17 protein-coding genes are annotated in these 17,322 nt (G+C 60.6%); all 17 read right to left on the reverse strand.

The window, feature by feature from the left end:
- Positions 1 to 11: 11 nt before the first annotated feature.
- The gene (locus H1204_RS50305) at positions 12 to 1,736 is read right to left on the reverse strand and encodes an ATP-dependent helicase (RefSeq protein WP_180736576.1); all 1,725 of its coding nucleotides are present in this window, start codon (positions 1,734 to 1,736) and stop codon (positions 12 to 14) included.
- Between the two features lie 9 nt (positions 1,737 to 1,745).
- Complete coding sequence (locus tag H1204_RS50310) at positions 1,746 to 2,645, reverse strand: ATPase (protein ID WP_180736577.1); 900 nt, start codon at positions 2,643 to 2,645, stop codon at positions 1,746 to 1,748.
- A gap of 286 nt (positions 2,646 to 2,931) precedes the next feature.
- Positions 2,932 to 3,546 (reverse strand): DUF4400 domain-containing protein, encoded by a 615-nt coding sequence (locus tag H1204_RS50315; RefSeq protein WP_180736578.1) that lies wholly within the window; start codon positions 3,544 to 3,546, stop codon positions 2,932 to 2,934.
- Positions 3,539 to 3,760, reverse strand: a complete 222-nt coding sequence (locus H1204_RS50320) for a hypothetical protein (protein WP_243469170.1) — start codon at positions 3,758 to 3,760, stop codon at positions 3,539 to 3,541. The genes H1204_RS50315 and H1204_RS50320 overlap by 8 nt, the downstream gene beginning before the upstream one ends.
- On the reverse strand, positions 3,747 to 4,265 hold the full coding sequence (locus H1204_RS50325) for a hypothetical protein (protein WP_180737003.1): 519 nt from the start codon (positions 4,263 to 4,265) through the stop codon (positions 3,747 to 3,749). The genes H1204_RS50320 and H1204_RS50325 overlap by 14 nt, the downstream gene beginning before the upstream one ends.
- Before the next feature lie 10 nt (positions 4,266 to 4,275).
- Positions 4,276 to 6,147: a conjugative transfer system coupling protein TraD gene (gene traD, locus H1204_RS50330; protein ID WP_180736580.1), complete on the reverse strand. Its 1,872-nt coding sequence runs from the start codon at positions 6,145 to 6,147 to the stop codon at positions 4,276 to 4,278.
- Positions 6,144 to 6,470 (reverse strand): hypothetical protein, encoded by a 327-nt coding sequence (locus H1204_RS52565; RefSeq protein ID WP_243469171.1) that lies wholly within the window; start codon positions 6,468 to 6,470, stop codon positions 6,144 to 6,146. Before H1204_RS52565 ends, traD begins: the two co-directional genes overlap by 4 nt.
- Positions 6,467 to 7,498, reverse strand: a complete 1,032-nt coding sequence (locus H1204_RS50335) for a TraI domain-containing protein (protein ID WP_243469172.1) — start codon at positions 7,496 to 7,498, stop codon at positions 6,467 to 6,469. Before H1204_RS50335 ends, H1204_RS52565 begins: the two co-directional genes overlap by 4 nt.
- Positions 7,495 to 8,544, reverse strand: coding sequence for a type IV secretion system protein (locus H1204_RS50340; RefSeq protein ID WP_243469173.1), 1,050 nt, complete (start codon positions 8,542 to 8,544; stop codon positions 7,495 to 7,497). The genes H1204_RS50335 and H1204_RS50340 overlap by 4 nt, the downstream gene beginning before the upstream one ends.
- A 3-nt stretch (positions 8,545 to 8,547) precedes the next feature.
- Positions 8,548 to 9,315: a type VI secretion protein gene (locus H1204_RS50345; RefSeq protein WP_180736581.1), complete on the reverse strand. Its 768-nt coding sequence runs from the start codon at positions 9,313 to 9,315 to the stop codon at positions 8,548 to 8,550.
- 42 nt (positions 9,316 to 9,357) lie between these two features.
- Positions 9,358 to 11,820: a type IV secretion system protein VirB4 gene (locus H1204_RS50350; RefSeq protein ID WP_180736582.1), complete on the reverse strand. Its 2,463-nt coding sequence runs from the start codon at positions 11,818 to 11,820 to the stop codon at positions 9,358 to 9,360.
- A complete protein-coding gene (locus H1204_RS50355) occupies positions 11,814 to 12,122 on the reverse strand; it encodes a VirB3 family type IV secretion system protein (RefSeq protein ID WP_122984699.1) in 309 nt (102 codons plus the stop codon). Before H1204_RS50355 ends, H1204_RS50350 begins: the two co-directional genes overlap by 7 nt.
- Before the next feature lies 1 nt (position 12,123).
- A complete protein-coding gene (locus tag H1204_RS50360) occupies positions 12,124 to 12,480 on the reverse strand; it encodes a TrbC/VirB2 family protein (RefSeq protein ID WP_180736583.1) in 357 nt (118 codons plus the stop codon).
- A gap of 15 nt (positions 12,481 to 12,495) precedes the next feature.
- Positions 12,496 to 13,545: an ATPase, T2SS/T4P/T4SS family gene (locus H1204_RS50365; protein WP_180736584.1), complete on the reverse strand. Its 1,050-nt coding sequence runs from the start codon at positions 13,543 to 13,545 to the stop codon at positions 12,496 to 12,498.
- Between the two features lie 331 nt (positions 13,546 to 13,876).
- Positions 13,877 to 15,199 (reverse strand): VWA-like domain-containing protein, encoded by a 1,323-nt coding sequence (locus H1204_RS50370; RefSeq protein ID WP_180736585.1) that lies wholly within the window; start codon positions 15,197 to 15,199, stop codon positions 13,877 to 13,879.
- Positions 15,200 to 15,209: 10 nt separating this feature from the next.
- Positions 15,210 to 16,121, reverse strand: coding sequence for a hypothetical protein (locus H1204_RS50375; RefSeq protein ID WP_180736586.1), 912 nt, complete (start codon positions 16,119 to 16,121; stop codon positions 15,210 to 15,212).
- A 119-nt stretch (positions 16,122 to 16,240) separates the two neighbouring features.
- Positions 16,241 to 17,266: an ATP-binding protein gene (locus H1204_RS50380; protein ID WP_180736587.1), complete on the reverse strand. Its 1,026-nt coding sequence runs from the start codon at positions 17,264 to 17,266 to the stop codon at positions 16,241 to 16,243.
- Positions 17,267 to 17,322: the final 56 nt, after the last annotated feature.

Below are 17,322 nucleotides of genomic sequence, written 5' to 3' on the forward strand. Positions count from 1 at the left end.
CGGCTCTCGCGCTAAGCCGGCCGCGCCGTGGTTTCGATCTGCGCTTCAGTGACAAACCGCGACGCGAAGTTCTTTGACGTCCCGGAAATCATCAGCGTTTCCCGCGCGCGCGTCATCGCGACATAAAAAAGCCGCCGCTCTTCCGGCTCAGTTGATTTGGCATCGGGGACGATGGTGTCTTCGGATCGCGCGATCCAGACGTGATCCCACTCGAGCCCTTTCGAGCTATGCATCGTCGTCAGGACAAGCGCGTCTGTTGCGGGCTCGTTGTTGTCCTGCCGGAGGAACAGCAGCCGCTCGGCGAACGATCCAGTCAGACGCGACAGCACGTCATACGTCGCCTGGATGGTCCGGACGCCGTTTTCCTTCTTCGTGTACTTGAGCATCCACTCATTCACGCCCGACAGCACCAACGAATAGAATTTCCTCTCGCATAGTCCCCGCCATTCGGCGAGCCGCTTCATGAACTCGCGGTAGTTTGTTGCGACTTCTTCCGGCATGCCCAGCTCGACCAGTTCGGCCCGGGGCTTCTGAACAAGCTCTGCGCCCATGTTCGCGTGCAGCGCACGCAGATGGTCGGCATGCAGTCCCGAATGCGCCAGCACGGCGTCAAGCCCCGTCGCCTTCACGCCTTCAATGATCTCCAGCAGATTACAGAGCAACGCACCCTCGGGACGATTGAGAACCGATGCCCCCGACGCGCGGTGATACTTCACGCCATACGAACGGCAGACGGCCTCCAGCGGATCAAGGATGCGGTTAGTCCGGGCGAGGACCGCACACGTCTTTCCGTTTCGCAGTAACGGTGCAAGTGCCTCGATAGCCGCTTCCGCTTCCACGTACTCGTCGGCGTGGCGGGATGCCTCGACCCGACCGCCGGCGCCCTTTTCAGCGCGGAGCACTTTCGGGATGCGGTCCGGATTGTTGCGGATCACCCGGTCAGCGGCCGCGAGGATTTCGGCGCGGCACCGATAGTTGCTTCCGAGCACGACCGGCTTGGCTTCGAATTCCTTGATGAAGGATTCCATGCCTCGATAGCCGAGTGCCTCGCGAAAAGCGTAGATGCTCTGATCGTCATCGCCTACCACCGTTACGATCGAGCCTGCTTTTGCGTGAAGCTCGATCCACCGATACTGCAGCGGGTCAGTATCCTGAAACTCGTCAACTAGCAGGTAAGTGAACGGATACGGCAGGATCGTGCCGTTCTGCATGCCCTCAACGGCGAGCCGCAGCATGTCCTGGAAATCGATCTTCCCGTTGCGGGCCAGCGCCTCCTGATAGGCGTTGTACAACTGGCCGTCGGTGCTGGTGACGTCGCACCGGCCGAAATTAGTCTTGATTTTTTCGATCGTCGGGATGACGTCCTCGGCCTTCCCGTCGAGCCCGAGATCCTGCATGACGCGGATGAGCAGCCCGAGGCGGTCACCGTCGCTTGCGATGTCGGGCGGCCGCCCACCGGGACGCTGAAGCTGTTTGTAGGCGAGTGAATGGAACGTGCCCGCGACAAGGCGCTTCTTCACCGCCTTGCCCGCCACGTGAAGGATGCGCTCACGCAGCTCGATCGCCGCGTCCTTCGAGAACGTCACCGCGCCCACGACAGCCGCGCTGTCCTGCAGCAGCAGCGCGGCCTTGGTGGCGATCGTTTTTGTCTTGCCCGCGCCGGGACAGGCAATCGCCACGCAATTCTGGCGCAACTGGGCGACTTCCCGCTGCTGCGGATTGAGTTCGTCCAGCATGACGCCCCCTTACAGGCCGCGGACCGTAGTCATCAGGCGCAGGTGCGTCATGTAGCCACGAACGCCGAGCGGATTCACTTTCTTCAGGAAGTGCACCGTTTCGTCATCGACGTCCGACTGGTCGCGAATGCCGTTCCAGACCATGAAGTCAAACTGATCCATCACCTTGTCGAACTTCATGATCGCCGACAGCACACGCATCGCAAAACGCGTATAGACCTCGACGGTCATGTCCAGCGCCGGCATCGGGATCGACGGCTCGAACACGAATTCGCCCGCTTCGCGAAGCTCCGCTTCCTTCTTCTCGCGGAAGCCTATGGCAACGCGCAGCGCTTCATCCACATATGCTTCAATCGACTTGATCTGCTTCTCGAAGAAGCTGTTCACAGCGGTCTTGTCGCCCTCGCCGAATGTCGAGTCGCCGAAACGCTGCATGTTCACGCTCATGCGGTTCAGGTACGGCCACGATTGCTCGAATAGCGGCTTCAGCCGCGTATGGTTCAGGCGAACGTTCGCGGGCACGACTGCCGCGCCGGAAAGCTGCCGCTCCATCAACTGTCGGCCAAGCTCACGGCGGCGCTTGATGATGGCGATACGCTCGCTGCCCGGCAGATCGCGGAACGCCTTGCGGGCCTTTGCAACCTCGGCACGCTTCATGTTCGCGTCATCAGGCGTGATCACGCCTTCCTTCTGCAGACGGTCCGCGTCCGCCTCCATCTGCGTCAGCTCGCTTTCGATCTCGCGCTCGCCCTCTTCGGCGCCGTCGTGACCAGCCTCGCCACCCGCGCGCGATGTCTGCGCCAGCGTTTTCAAATCGGCCGCCGCAGCAGCGGCAGTTGCAGCGGACGCCTGCGCATCTGCCGTCACGGGGCTTTCCAGTTCGGTATCTGCCACAGTGGTGGTGCTCATGCCCGTTTCTCCTTGGTGGACCTGTGTCGTTTCATCGTTGGTAATCGGGCACGCACAACGCGTCCCCACCAATGCGATTGTTGCGTCGTCACCGGGCGCAGAGCGCCCGAAACACGCGTTATTTCACAAGCCTTTAAAGGCGAGAGGCCGCTTACGCGTCACCGGCTGGCGGCAAAAAGGAGCTACCGCTGGACATCGGTGCGGCAGTCCGGCATGACGAAAAGCGGTTGGGAGAGAAGCAGAGGAAAAGCGGACGGGGCCACGCCGATCCGCTTTGTTAGATGACTTACCGAGCGGACTGAAACGACTCAGCGGCCTTCCAGAGCAGCGCGCCAAGAAGTACGGCGACAATCAGCCAGTAAGCAGCAAGCACCGGCACCGGAGCGACAAGTACGCCAAACAAGGTGCCCGTGACGATCATCAGGCCGTGGCCCGCGAGATGAAAGGAGAGCGGGCTGACATAGCCGGCCGCCGCTGCCTTGATCTTTCTGCGCGCCGTGCCGTCGATAAACATGCCAAGCGCAAAGCATAGCGTGCCCACGATCCACATTTTCATGACCATCGCGCGGAACATCGCCCGGTAAGCGAGCAGCCAGAAATTTTCAGTCCACGTGGCTGAGAAGTCCGATATGCCTCCGTCATTGAATCCGTTGAGGTTGCCCGACGCTGCCAGAGTCCGGTGCAGGAGTCCGTTATCCACAAATGAGCGCTTGAACAGTTCGTTCGCCGAGCGGACGGCCGCGTCCGCCCTTTCCTGCCCGACCGACGCGACGAGTGATTCGGTTTCGGCGTCTGGCACCTCGAAAAGCTTGCGGTCGGGAATCGCAGGCATGACTGCAATCGACAGGACGGGAACGAGGAGAAACCAGACCTTCAGATGCGAACCAAACCGGCTAGCCATGGATCAGCCTCACCACGACGAGAAGAGGGATTGCGGCAACCGCCAGCAATCCGCCCCAGAACAGGAAAGGTCGGTTGACGGCGATCGACGCCAGTGCGTAGGCCCGCGCGCCCGCGCCCCATCTAAACACTTCGGGCGGCGGTTCGTCCGGCTCGTCGAAAGCGCTCGCCGTGTCGAGCGCTCGCCGGGCCGTGTCGTAATCAACCCGGGACAACTTCGCTATTATCGTAGCGGTGAGCGACATCGTATTCCTCGAAGTAGCGACGGAACGCTTCGCCTTGCAAGACGCGCGACGCCAGTTGAAAAGCTGCGGTGCGCTCGGTAATGTGTTCCGGGCAACGCTCGTCGACCATCTCCAGCTCGCTGTTCTGATGCCGCTCCTCGAAAGCGGGAATCGGCTCCAGCATGGGCGACCAGACACTGATCTTGTCACCGCGGCGCGCAACATAGCGGCGCGCGTAAAGGGACTTGGCAGGCTCGAACAGCCCCTGCATGAACGCGACGTGCTGATCGCCGGTACGCTTGGCTCGCTTGAAGCTCGCCAGCGCCGATTCGATCATCTCTGCCGCCAGCGGCCCCCTGTCTCCAGCGAAGCGCTCGCCAACGAAATCGGCAACGCGTGAGCACGCGAGTTCCAGATCCGGCGCAATGTTGAAGACGGGGACCAGCTTGTGCGAAAGCTTGTGATCGCGAATGATGTTTTTGAAAACGGCGGACATAGGGTGTGGTTCAGCCTTCGATAATGGGGATTCGGCCCTGGTAGACGGCACCGCCGGAGATGCGCATGAAGTACTGCAGGTTCGGCAACCGGTGGATCAGGGGCATCGGAATCAGTGGCACCTTCTCAAGCTGAAGGGTGCGTGACTGTGATCCGCTGAACTCCATCGCATGCGCTTCGGTCGTGGTGTTCGTGCTATTCGAGATGTTTACCACCCGAATCGCTGTCTCCCCCACCTTGTCCGAGAACCACTTGGCGGTATCGCTATCCTCCAGTCTAAGGATCACCTGGTTGTTGAGGTTGCCCAAAACCTGCAGCATTTTCGCGGCGTTTCCAAGCTTGGCTTCGAGGTCGGCCCGCGCCTGGAATGCAACAAACGCCTTGAAGCCCGCGCCACGCCCCTTGTTCAGAATCTGGATCACCTGCTCGTTGATCGCTTCGGCAATCTCGTCAATGATCAGAACGACGTCGGGCTTTTCTGCATAGAAGTTGTAAATCGAGCCGCACACCGCCGCGACATCCGACAGCGCCATCGACGCGATCGCCTTCTGCACGATGTTGTTCGACAGCGAATCAAGGCCCATGTACAGCACGGCTTTCTGTTTGATGATCTTGTCGATGTCCCAGATCTCGCGCTCGTCCTCGAAGTCGTCGGCCTTCGGCGCGAGCATGAGGCCCGTCTCGCCGGTAGCCAGCATCTGCAGGAGCGGCAGCGCCGACGCGATGATTCGCATGTAGTGTTCGCGATCGTGCGTGTGCGTGGCGATCAGCCCGTCAATCGTCTCGTGCCCGCGATCGTGCGCCGCGAAGCGGTCCATGTAAAGCTTGGCCATCCCGTCGACGAGCGAAATATCGTTTTTGCGAACGCTATCCTTTACGGTCTGCGCGACCGTTAGCTCCTCCCAGTTCGACATCCCGTTTTCGAGGAAGAAGCGTCGCAGGCCACGCTCGAGCAACGTGCCAATACCGGATTGCGCGTACTTCAGGATCGAGCGAAGGTTCGGCTTGTCGCCGACGTACAGTTCGCCCTTTACCGCACGGTCGATGAACAGGAAGGCGAAATCCCGGAACGGCCCTTCTTCCATTAACTGTGCGATCCGCGACGGAATTTCGGAGGGCTGCGACCAGTTCTCGAGCGGATTGAGGCGGATCGACTCGTGCGGCTTCGCCTGATTGAAGTACAGGAATTTGCGGCCGGCGCGCGCACACTCTTTTTCCACGCGCTTTTTCCAGTCATCATCGTTTTTGGGGTCGACGATGATCAGCACGTCTTTCGGGTTGTGGATGACCTGCGTCGAGATCACCTCGTACGTGCGGGTCTTGCCGGCGCCGGTCGTACCACCAACGAGCGTGTGTCCGCCCATCGCCTTGTAGTGAAACGGCACGCGGACTTTTTTGGGCTCCATGCCGTGAATCCACGACGAGCCTTGCGGCATGCGGTCCCGGATGCTGTCGCGTGGCGCGAAGAGCCGCTCGATCCGCGCTTCCGTCTTGCGGCCCAGATCAGTCTTGTTCAGCCACTTCGGCAAGGACGGAATATCGGTAACGGGCATGCGGAGAATGTCGTGCGCGATCTGGGTGTGCTTCTGAGTCCATTCAAAGCCGGTGCCGAGATACATCGAGTCTTCGCGCTCACGCATCTTGCGCTGCGTCTCAAGCAGCTTGCCGATATGGATCTTGCTCAGCCATTTGGTCGAGATCGCCATACGGAAGCTGAGCGCCCGCCAAACCTGAATTCCGCGGATGACCAGCAACGCGAAACATGCGAGCGCGAACGCCCAACCATAGGGCATGCCCGATGCGAAGATGCCTACGATTACGACCGGCCAGACGATCAGCGGCCGGAACTCGTAGATGGGGCGAAAGTGGTTAATGTAGTTCATGCCGCCGGGCGCTCCATGATCAGACGACCGGCACGCTCAACGATGCAGATGTCGTTACCAGCCGCGCGCAGCAGCAGGCTGCGCTTCCTGAGTTGCTCAACGAGCGTATCGCTCGTAATGCCGTAACCGCCGATCAGACGCTTCTGCACGGCCAGCCCCTTCTCTTCCCACGTCACCTTTGCCTTGCCTGTTGCGACATCGCCAGCGAGCGCCCGGAAGAATTCCCGCATCATCGCGGAGCCCGGGCCGAGAACTTCGGTTAGTTCTTCGTCCGTTGGGCCGTTGCGGGTTGGCCGCGCAGCAGCGGGTGCGCCCGCTGTCATCTGCGACGGATCGACGGCGGCCGCCGGCGTGGGCCGCGCGGCTGACGGGTCAACGGGCCAGTCGCGGCCGCCGTGGCGGCCTGAGCTTCGCTGCGCTCCAACGCATCGAGCAACGACTGGGAAAGCTGTGGGCCGCCCGAGGCAGAACCGGAGGTCGGCTGGGCCGCGCTGCTGGATGGCAAAGGTGCCACCGCCGCCTCACTGGCGGTCTCCGCGGACGGTGCGAGCGGTGCCGCTTCCGTTGGGGCGGGCGGAGCCGGTGTTGCCGCGACAACCTGCGGCTGCAGTTCGAGCGCCACATGCACCGCGGACGGCACGTCGAATTTCACTGGCGCGAATACGCCGCGCTGCGCCTTACGCTCGAATTCGACCGAAACGTCCATCGCCTGGCGCACCACCTTGTGCACCAGCGCCTCAAAGCCCTGCGGACTCTTCTCCGGGTTGATCGCGCCAAAAAGATCGGCAAGTACTGCGTTGTCCAGTCCTGACAGCAGTTCGGGCGTGATGACGGTTTGCGCGAACATCGCAGTGCGCATCCGTTCACTTTTGAGCGGGGTCGCGCGTCGCTGTACGAGATAGTCACCCTCGCCCACCCAGTTGCCGAACGCTCCATGTGCAGCCGGACTCCAGGCCAGGTGATCGACTACCCGCACGATCTCGAAGTGCCTGCAGGGCTCGTCAAGCGACGAACAGGCGGCGGCAAGAAACACAGCGTAGATGTACTGCGGCTCCAGACGCCGCCGCTTGTCGGACGTCATGTCGGCGGCAAACTTCTGGCCGCCTGCGAGCCGCATCGCGTAAAACGTCGATTCGATAGTCGCGCGGAATGCGCCGCCCAGTTCGGCATGCAGTTCAGGCGTGAGTGGCATGGACGAGAACCACGCCGCGCACCGGCGCAGCACCGACAGCCATTTGCGTTCAAACTCGGCTTCGGTGCTTTCGTTCGCGCACTGCCGCACCAGTTCGATGCGCTTTTCATGCGTGGCCAGCAGGTCACTGGCCTTCATCGGACGGTGAACGACGCTCATGGGATAAACCTCATCGCGGTCTTCAGTGCGCTCGTGCCAGTCGCCCCCGAACCGCTGCCAAACATCGCAGCGAGCTTTGGAATCTCGAACGACAGCATCAGCAGAAAGAGCGCGAGATCGAAGGCGAATCCGGCGCTCAGCTGGGTCTTTGTACCATTCGACGTGGCCTGGCCCACCGCGCTCGAGATCGCTCCGCCCATCAGCTTGAACAGCACCGCCACCATGACGACGTACATTCCCGCATTGATCATCCAGTCAAGCCAGCGCTGGAAGTAGCTCCTGGTGTAGCTTGAGAAACCGAGGGCCATTGCAATCGGCCCCAGCACAATACCGATCGCCGCATGAATCTGGCCGATTGCGGAGTAATACATGAAGACAATCGAAGCCACGCACATCGCCAGAAAGGCCAGAAAGAGCGCGACGACGTCCGTCAGCGTACCGTTGAAGTCGGTCAGCAACTTGATGTTCAAAACCTTTGCCTTTACGGCATCAAGAAAACTGCCTCCGAGCGTCGAGAGTTGCGTCGATATGTCGTTGTTGGCGCCGCCTCCTATACTCGTCGCCAAGTCCTGAAACCAGGTCCAGAAGCCCGCCGCGGACGTTGTATAGCCGAGGTACAGCGCAACGAATATGCCGAGAACGGCAACCTCTTCAAACAGGCTCGCCCACGCCGTGATGGGGTTGTGTGTTCCAGAAAACCGCACGCCTGCCAGCACAAGCGTGATCACGCCGAGTCCCCATGCGAACTTGTTGGACTCTTTGAGAACAGTGTTGCTGACCGTGACGGCGGTCGGGATCAGATTCCCAACCAGCCCCGAGATCTGTCTTTGAGCATCGCCCGCCCCCTTGGCCCAATCACCGTCCTGGCCTGAAAGCGGCGCTGTCGTTGACGAGCCCGAAGTGCTGCTACCAGTATCGAGTGTGGAACCGTCGGGCAGCGTCATGTTGTCGTCTGCGAAAGCTGCTGGCGTTGCCAGTGCCACGCCAAGCACAAGACAGAGCAGACGCAGGACGCGGAGCAGCCGCCTGAGAAAGAAATGGCTCACGACTTATTGCCCCAGCACGTTTGAAGATCCGAGCGTTGCGTTATAAGCCGCGCGCTCCTTGTCCAACTGAACCTGAAGCGCGGCCTTCGCGGCATTGCGCGACTGATCGTCTGCGGTTTGGGTCGATTTCGCGACGGCGTCGCTCTGCTGCTTCGCGGCCATCATCTGCAGCATGTCGCTGTTCTGGCTCGCGACGATGTCCAGCAGGTGCGTGGTGAGTTGAGCCGTCGCTTCGGCAGTCGGCGACATGTTCAGCTGGTCCTGAATCTCCTGCCGGCGCTTTGACAGTGTGCTCACATGCGAGATCACGTCGTTGCCCATCTGGAACAGCTGCTTGGCCGTCTTGTCATTGTTGCTGATGAGGGTGCTCTGGTCCGCGAACCACTGGCTCGGCGTCTTGCCTGACTGGGTAATAAGCGCCTGTACCTTGGTTGCGTACTCGGCGTTGGACTGCAGGCCACCGTACAGCGACTTCAGCGTGTCGGTGTACTTCGTCAGCGTATTGATGTCGTTCGTGATCGAGTTGGCCTGCGCGAGCATGGCCGCCGGATTCAGGTTGGTCGCCTGCTTCAATTGGTTCAACATCATCTGATACTGGTAGGTAAGGTTTGTGTCCTGATAAACCTCCCCCTTGATCGCGCCCATCGCGGTAAAGGTATTCTGTATGAGGTTGGTCGGGTCAATGACAGGCAGCGTCGCATCGCTTTGCTGCACAAGGCCGAGGGTCAGGACGGCGGCAGCCGTCACGGTGCGGAGCAGTGTTTTCATCATGGTGAGGATTTCCAGGAGTAAGACTGACGTTATGAACCGCGGTCAGGCGTTTGCGAGCACATCGCGCACGTATTCGTCCTGCCAGTTGTCGACGCCCGACTTCACATGCTTGTCGAGAATTGCCTGCGCGCGACCATCGGAGCGTAGATAGGCAAGCGATTCCTTCGGAAAGGTTGCCTGCAGCATGCGAGTCTGCGTCGACGTCACCCACAGGTAATCGCGGTTTGGCACTGCGTTCGAAATCATCCGGATCTGGTGTTCGGTCAGGCCAAAAATGTCCCGGTACAACGCCTGGTTGTTGATTGCGTCGCTGTTAGGCAGATAGATGATGTTCGGGATGTTCTCCTTCATGATTTCGAAGTTCGCCACGCGCGCCAGCTGGCCCAGCGATTGCGTCGCCATCAGCAGGGCAGCGTTGAGCTTCCGGATGGTCACAGCCCAGATTTCGAGTCGTGCGTAGAATTTCGGATAGGTGAAGAAGAACCCGGCCTCCTCGATTTCGATCACGGTGTAGCGCTTGCCGTCGAGAATCTGCGCGATCCGGTAGAACGCGTAGTCCATGAATAGCGCTGCCGCCACCGGGAAATTCTGGAAAAGGTCGCCCATCTCGATCGACAGGTCATCGGAGAGAGAAAATCCGTCTTCCACGTGATCGAAGAATCGGCCGTTTTTCTGACCCTCGGTCCAGACCGCAAGGCGGTCGCGAAGCTCGTCGGGCAACAGCGTAATCAGGCCGGTCAACCGCCACTTCTCGCGTCCATAGGCTTTCGCCAGCGTACGGATGCGCTCGAAGATGATCGTTTCCTGCTGCGGAGTGCAGGTGAAGTCCTCGCCCTCGATGACGAGCTTCACCCACTCGGCCACGTACGGCCAGTGCTTTTCGTCGCCGATCAGCGAGAGCGGGTTGACCGACGTCGCCGCCTCAAACCGGCCCGTCGCGTCGATGAAGCGACCGCCGCCGAGCAGCGTCGGGATGCGCGTCGAGCGGTCCTTGTCGAAGCGGATGCGGCGCGCGCCGTGCCGACCCGTTTGCGACATCAGATAATTGAGCAACACGGATTTACCAGCGCCGATGGGACCAACGACCAGCGTGTGCGCCTTGCCGCCCGGGTGATGCAGGTCGACGTTCTGCAGTGTGCGATGGCGCGTCGGCAGGCAGGTGAGCGGCCCGGTCTTTTTGCCGGACTGCTGCGTCAGCCACTCGTTGACGGTCGAGCCCTCGCCGACGCTGCACAGCGGCGCAATGTCGGAGACGGCCGGGGTTTCAACGAACTGCAGGCGCTTTTGCTGATCCCAGCGCCCGGGCAGAGTCGAACACCATGCAGCAAACAGATTGTCTTTTTCCACGATGACGCCGAATCCGGCGTTGCCGATGACGCCGACGACCTGTCGTGTGGCGTCTTCGCATTCCTCGGGCGTGTTGCCGTAGACGATGACCGAGATGTTTGCAAACCCGTACTGCTGGCCTTCGGCCTCCAGCTTCGCAAGTGCCTCGCTGGCCTCTTTTGCAAGCTGCTCGCGGCCTTCGTCGTTCTTCTGCTCTTCCTTTGTCGCCCACTGCTTGAGGATCGCTATTGGGTTGAACGCGGCGGCCTTGTAGAAGCCGCGGATCTTCCGGATATATGCGCTCGCGCGCGAGGTATCGAGAAAGCGGAACATGACGCACACGTCGAGCTCGGCATCAACCTGTGAGAGCACATCGAGCGCCGCTTCCTGGAAGCCCATCCACTCTTTCACACCAATGATTCGCGCGTACACCTTGCCGTGTGCCGACTCAAACATCAGTTGCTCGGCGCCGATCGTGACCTGTGTTTCGGTCAGATGGGTGTCGAGCATCGTGACCGGGTAGCGCACGCGGCGCTTGGGGGTGCTCGGATTTGCACGCTGATGCAGGAATGACAGCGCGTTCTGAAGTTGCAGCCGCTTCATTTTCAGACGCGTGACGCCGCCGGTGAACCCGTCAATGACGGCCTCAAACCGCTTGATCTCGTTCTGCAGTTTTGTGAGGTCAAAAACGAAGGCGCTGCGGGCAAGCACCATATCCTTCGCGGCCTCAAAAAGCGCGACGAAAACGTTTTTGCCCCCGACCGTCATGTGATAGCCGATCTTGTCGAAGATGCGCGACAAACCGGTTTCCGGCGTGAACGCGAGCGCGAGCGAATGGGAGTTGCGGAAATACTTCCCGCTCCCAATGTTCGCCTGGTTGATGGCGTCGATGCGCGCGTCTGCCTCGGCGACGAAGTTACCTTCGACTCCGCCCTTCACGCGCCGGTGCGAAACGCGCCACCATGCGGTGACCCGGTGATCGAAATTCCGGCATGCGTGATCAAGGTTGTCGCGCGCGGCCGTAATGTCGCCGGGGTTCGGCGTATCTGCGTCGATGCCGTCGAACTCGAACACGGTGACGAGCGAACCATCCTTGTCCAGTATTAGCTCGGGCGTGACAAGCGTCATCCACGGCGCAACTTCCTGCACCGCGCGCTTCGTGAATGGCATTCTTAACATGGGAGATCCTGATCAAACCCGTAGGGGCGCTTGAAACGTGCGCTGAACTTGCCGTGAGGCTCGGGCGCGTAGACATCGGGATAGCGGTTGTAGATGAGCATGACGAGCCGCCACCACGGGTCTTTTGAGCTTCGCCACCGCAGGTAGAAGTGCACAACGACGCCCAGCACCAGGAACGACGGCGTCCAGCTCGTGTAGGTAAGCAGCGCCGTGAGGGTGCCGTTCAGGATCGCCAGCATCCGGTCCGCCCCGCCCATCTGGCGCGGCAGCGAGAGCCCGCGGCTGACCTTGTGCTGGCGCATATCAGCAGGCGACTGTCATGTGGAAATGATCGCGCATGATCGGCACCGCGACCGAGGCGATACCCAGACCGACCAGCACGACCGAGAACGTCTTAGCGATGTTGCTTTCCGAATTTGCAACGGCAACGCCGCCGATCACGATCAGGATGATGCCGATGCCGTACAGGTACGGACCGCTGATAAGGTTACTGATCGTGCAGATGATGTCGGTCAGGCCAGTAAGCGACGAATAGTCGCCCGTAGCAGCCATCGCTGCAGCCGACGCCACGCTCAGCAGCGCGCCGACAATCATCGGCTTACCCGGTCGCAGCTTCTTCCCCACCGCGGCAGCCGTACTGAAAAACCTTCCTTGCTTCATTTTTTGATGCTCCCGTTAAAAAACCCGTCGTAGGTCATAGTCGTTGTTGCGAAAGCCCCCGATTTCGAGGATTTCGGAGACGTGCCGCATCTCGCCCGTGCGTTTGAAATGCACCACGTAGTTGAAACAGTCGGCGATGTTTTTCCGCATATCGTCGAGTTCCCAGCGAGAACCTGTCGGTATGCCGAGCATCGCGAGGCTCTCAAGGCGGCTCAGCGCAGTGCGCGCGTTGTTGGCGTGAAGCGACGCGAGGCCGCCGTCGTGGCCCGTATTGAGTGCCTGGAGCAGGTCGTAACCTTCACCACCGCGGACTTCACCAACGATGATCCGGTCCGGTCTGAACCGCAGACACAGCGCGACAAGCAGCTGCGTCGTGACGTTCGTATCGGCGTTGGACAGGAGGCGCACACGGTTCGGAACCTGGACCTTCAGTTCCATCGTGTCCTCGATGGTGATCACGCGCTGGTCTTCGGGAATGACGCCAACAAGTGCGTTAAGGAACGTGGTCTTGCCCGCGGACGTTCCGCCGGCAACGAGAATGTTTTTCCGCGACTGCACGAGCGCCTTCAGCGCGCGCATGAGCGCTTCATCCTCAATGCCATCCTCGAAATGAATGGCTTCCGCTTCCGCTGGGCGCGCATTTGCCGCAGAGAACGCGCCCATGCTGACGTAGTCGTCGAGCGTCATCTTCGACTCGCGGTGCTTACGGATGCTGAGCGCGTGCCCGTCGATGGCGGTCGGATTCATAACCGCAGCAATACGCAGGTTCTTGTGACCGGCGTTGATGATTCCCTTGTCACTTCCCGCGTGTGCCGACTTGTCCACCGATGACGCGAGCGAATGAATCGCACCTTCAAGGTGCTCCGGGCGCAGGTCCACATTGACGCGGGACATCACGCCGCGATGCTCGATCCACACGTTGCGATGATCGTTGACCATGATTTCCGCGAGATCGGGCGCTTCGAGCAGTTCCTTAAGCGGGTTCAACGCCTCGAAGAACATCGCGACGGCTTCCGCTTTTAGCGGCTGAAGCTTCAGCAACGGATTGTCGTTAGGGTCTTGCATGCGCGGCTTTGCGGGCGGTCTAACATGCGACTATTGTTCTCGCTGGCCCCGCTCGGCAGGCTCCAAAAGGGGCACGAAATCACGCGGCTTTCACGTTGCGCGGTGATCACACGCGGCCATGATGTTCGTCGTTGGCTACCCAGGGCTCGACTCCACGCGCGGCGTCGCCGTGTAACGCGTTACGGATCAAAACCCGGAAAGCCCCCCGAAAACGTATAGCTTTCCGCCACACTGTCGCGAAATCTGGGGGTCCGGATGGCGCGGGTAGCGCGGCGCGGACGAAAAAAAACCCGGCACGAGGCCGGGTTGGGGTTAAGAGAATTGGAGTCGATCAGCAGATAACTTCGACCGTCTCACCGAATGGCGCTTTGCGTGCCCGCGTAAGCGGTGTTGTCGACGCCCACAGCACCGGGTAATGCGGTGCCGACGCCGGAAAAGCACCAACCATGTCCGTCAGATAGACGAGAAAGGCCGGATTCATTCCGTCGGCTGCCACGCGGTTGAACGGATCAGTGAATGCCGTACCGCCTCCACCGCGCACAGGCTTGATCTCCGGCGAGTCGCCACGCTCGAAAATCTGCACCTGCGTCACGCGCACATCGCAGTCCATCACGATCAACCGCGCTGGCTTGAGCGTATGGAACACCGAAAGGATCTCGGCATCGAACTGCGCCTGCGTCTCGTCAAACACCGAACCGCTCGAGTCGCGCACGAACACCGCATCACCAACGGCCGGCGTGTTCAAAGAGGGCAGGTAGAACCCCAGATGCAGGTATCGGCGGTTCGGCTGGGCGAAGCTGTAGTCCGTCGGCGATGACTGTTGCGCGAAGCGGTGAAGCACCGCGCGCCAGTCAACAACGGGCCGAACTGCCTCGCCAGCCATCGCCTGCAGGTCGCCCGGCAGCTTGCCGCGCATCTGCGCCGCTTTTGCGGCCTGCACGACAGCTACCTTCCACTCGGCTTCCTTCACAGGCTTGTCAGTCCCCGAGTACTGGCGGACCTCACCGCACGATGAACCAGCAGACGTCTCTGGATCACCCTGCCCACCACCGGCCTGCGACTGCGGGTTCGGATTGCCACCCTTGCCATTGGGCTTGTCATCAGCCTTGCTGCCACCTTTTGCATCCGGCGCTGACGACTGGCCATCCTGCTTGGGCTGCTGCTGTTGCGACTGCTGATCGGACTTAGGTTTAGGCTGCTGCTCAGGTTTGGGCTGTTTCTGGTTTGCCTCCTGAGTCAGTGCGCCATAAATCTCTTCGACCGACTTTCCAGCAAAGCGTGCGTCATGCAGCGCTCCCTTCGGCAACACGAAATCCGACGAAGTGAGAATCGGAGAGATCGCGTATTGGCTTGAGTCACTCCATCGCCCGCTCTCTCGCGCACCCTGACGCCAGCAATGACCGTTGGCCACCTGCATGACTTTCAGCGCCAGCACGCCCCGCAGTTCCAGGTCGCTCAGCCTGTCGACATATTCGGGGTTGTAGCCCAACGATTCCCCGTCTACCCAGCATTCCTTCGTTGACCGGTCCTCAACCATCTTCAGGCGCAGTGCGAGCGACCCGAAAAACGGTTGGGACAGAACAAGCTCAGTGCGCTGTCTGGCAATGCGCGGATGGACCGCGCCATTGCCAGCTACCGTCACGGTGCGATCCATGAGCGCCCCCTTAAGCAACGAGGCGCAATTGCGCGCTCTGGTCCGCGGGCTCGATCTCCGTTGCCGGCGTCATGCCCATGAACGCGGCCATCAGCCCTTCGATCTCCTGTGCCTTGCTGGCCACCTGGGAACGCAGGACATTCGACTCCTTCAGGTCCGCGCCCGTGTGAACGGCGAGATGCGTCTTCGCCTGATCGAGGATGTGCGTGAGCTTCGGATCGTTAGAGAAGTTGAGCTTCGGCAACAACGCGCAAAGATCGCGCACGTTGTTGGCCACGTCCAGACGCACGTTGCCCGTCGCATACAGCCGCGACGCCATCTGCGAAACGGCCGCATACATCCGTTCGACGAGATCCTCGTTCGCGGTCGCGATCGACGCCAGCACATGCTCATCGAGTTCGCTTTTCAGCGTCGTCAGCACGTCTGCAGGCAGGTCGACGCCGAACTGGCTGGCGTCAGGAAACGGCAGTACCGCCATCTTGACGCCGAACTTGGAGGACAGTTCCGCGAGGGTCGGATAATCCGCCTCGTTGAACAGGCCGTTCAATTCCGAACGGGCGCGCTCCTTCAGGTCCAGGTAGTCGGTGAGAAACACGGATACCGCCAGATCGAACTCGTCTTTCAGCGAGCGCATCCGGTCAGCGAATTCCATGTAGATCATCGTCGGCAGCAGCCGCACGCCAAGCTGGTCGTACTTCAACGAGTGATCGTAGAAGTATTTCCGGATGCGGCCGGCGAGCGTCACCACCTCCTGAAAACTGGGGGAGTTTTCGGGCAGCAGGCGCTTGTTGAATCTGCCGATGCCCTTTGCATGGTGCTTGTTTTCGACCTCTTCGGTGGCCTTGCCGTCGAATCGACGGGCAACCCACGTGGAGATCGTGACCGAGCACAGCATGACTTTCGACTGGATATTGGTGTTCATGAAAAAACTCCGTATAGAAAATGAATGGATGAGGCGAAAAAAATGGCCCTGCGCGTCCTCGCGGACGCGGCAGAGCCATGAGTGATGAAGCTGGGAAAGAAGTGGAATGGAAAGGCTGATCAGCCGCCCTTGATGATTGCGCCGATCTCGCCGCCCTGCGCCCTGATGAAGGCGTAGGAGTTGGCGATTTCCGGCGTGCGCTCCAATGCGTCACGCACGAGTAGCGCCGCGAATTCGCGGTGGCCCGCTTCGATCATGCGTTCCGTATAGGTCACGACTCGATCGAAGTTGGCTTCCGTCGCGCGAGCAGCCAGAGCAGTTGCGATTGCGTAAAGCGTCGACGGCGTCTGGGGGATCATCGCCTTGTCGGGCGTCGCCAGAAGCGCATCGGGGTTAGGCAGTTCGCGGTAGATCTGCAGGAAGCTGACAAGCTCCGTTGCAGCGCCCTCGCCCACCGATCCCGCATGCGAGATGTGCTCCAGGTGTTTCGGCACCACGCCCATCGCCTTCGCGACGAACCCCCAGCTGCGGGGACTCGGCGTGTTTTCGATATCGCGTGACGTCTTCTGCACCGAGAGCAGGTCCGGACGGAATCGCAGAAACGCGATCAGTTCGGGCGGCACATTGTTACGCACAGCCCACTTCGTCCAGCCGTCGATCGTCGCTTCCAGCTCGACCACCGTTGCGAAGCGGGAAATGACGGGATCAAGAATCCCCGTCACCCCCGCGTTATCGGTCCGGCGGTTTGTCGCCGCAAGAAACGTAACGTGCGGCGGCAAGACGTGCTCGCCGATACGGCGGGCAAGCAGAAGTTGCATCTTGGCCGCCTGAACGGCGGGCGAAGCCTGCCCCAGATCGTCCAGAAACCAGATGAGCGGACGTCTCGCCTTCATCGCGCGTTCGAGATCACCGAACGGCAGGAACTTCGCGTTCAAGCCGTCTGGCGCCGGAAACGGCAACCCTTTCGAGTCCGTCGGATCTTCAACGACGGGATGGCTGATGAGCAGTTCGTGATCGGTTGCGTGCGCGACCTGTTCGACGATATCGCTCTTGCCGATACCGGGGCGCCCGGTGATTAGCACCGGCAAACGCTTCGGGACGTACAGCGAGAGCAGTTCGGTCAGTTGTGCGGGCGTAACTTTCATGATGGCTTTCCTGAAAAAGAGAAAGCCCCGAAAGGACTACGCCCGTAGGGACGTGG

The sequence above is a fragment of the Paraburkholderia sp. PGU19 genome, from assembly GCF_013426915.1.
Taxonomy (GTDB): Bacteria; Pseudomonadota; Gammaproteobacteria; order Burkholderiales; family Burkholderiaceae; genus Paraburkholderia.